Annotated in this window: 1 protein-coding gene, 1 tRNA gene and 1 pseudogene; 1 reads left to right on the forward strand and 2 read right to left on the reverse strand. The window is 70.1% G+C overall.

Annotated elements, in window-relative coordinates:
- Window positions 1-258: pseudogene (locus PV341_RS45175) on the reverse strand (M20/M25/M40 family metallo-hydrolase); the annotation flags it as partial.
- A gap of 173 nt (window positions 259-431) precedes the next feature.
- Here PV341_RS45175 and PV341_RS45180 point away from each other — a divergent pair.
- A tRNA-Leu gene (locus PV341_RS45180) sits at window positions 432-519 on the forward strand.
- An 82-nt stretch (window positions 520-601) separates the two neighbouring features.
- Here the strand turns inward: PV341_RS45180 and PV341_RS45185 are convergent.
- Window positions 602-709 (reverse strand): SHOCT domain-containing protein, encoded by a 108-nt coding sequence (locus PV341_RS45185; protein ID WP_500361070.1) that lies wholly within the window; start codon window positions 707-709, stop codon window positions 602-604.
- Between the last annotated feature and the right edge of the window lie 29 nt (window positions 710-738).

Here is a 738-nt window from a genome sequence, read left to right on the forward strand (position 1 = left end):
CCTGGGCCCCGGGGTGTTTTTTAAAAGAACCCCGGGCTTGGGGGCGACGGTGGAGGCCCGCCCCTTGTGCGACTCGAAGATCTGCGGTTCCAGGCCGACCTCGGCGAGCTTCTCCGCCACGTACTCGGCGGCGGCCCGCTCACCCGGCCCGGAGTGGTCGCCGTAGTTGCTGGTGTCGATCCGGATGAGGTCCCGGCAGAGGTCGACGACCTCGTCCTCTCCGGTGGTCGTACGGGCGGCCGAGTTCGACTCACTCACGCTGTCTCCTTCGTTCGTCGGTCACGGCCATCCTCCCCCGCGCCCTCCGGGGCCCGCGAGGGCCCCGGGTCGGCCGTCACGCTCCCGTCACGGGAAGCGCGTGATCGGGGACCTCCGGATGTTTGCTATTGTTTTCCACGTCGCCGGGCCGAGTGCCGGGCGGCGAACACCTTGTCCGGGTGGCGGAATGGCAGACGCGCTAGCTTGAGGTGCTAGTGCCCTTTATCGGGCGTGGGGGTTCAAGTCCCCCCTCGGACACCACGTAGACGCCTGTGGGCGGCTCCACCGGGAGACCGGTGGAGCCGCCCACAGGCGTCTGTGGCGCTTCCGGCGAGCCGCGCCGTCAGCCGCCGAGGACGGCGCGTTTCTGCGTCCGGAACTCCTCCTCGGTGAGGATTCCCTGCTCCTTCAGTTCGCCGAGCTGCTTGAGCTGCTCCAGCTTCCCCGCCATGTCGCCCCCCGGGGCGGGCGGGGGTGGCG

This window comes from Streptomyces sp. PA03-1a (assembly GCF_033792805.1).
Lineage (GTDB): Bacteria > Actinomycetota > Actinomycetes > Streptomycetales > Streptomycetaceae > Actinacidiphila.

Bases quoted from the DNA above. Each gene is read 5' to 3' on its own strand.
- PV341_RS45185 (WP_500361070.1), bottom strand. From the start codon at position 709: ATGGCGGGGAAGCTGGAGCAGCTCAAGCAGCTCGGCGAACTGAAGGAG.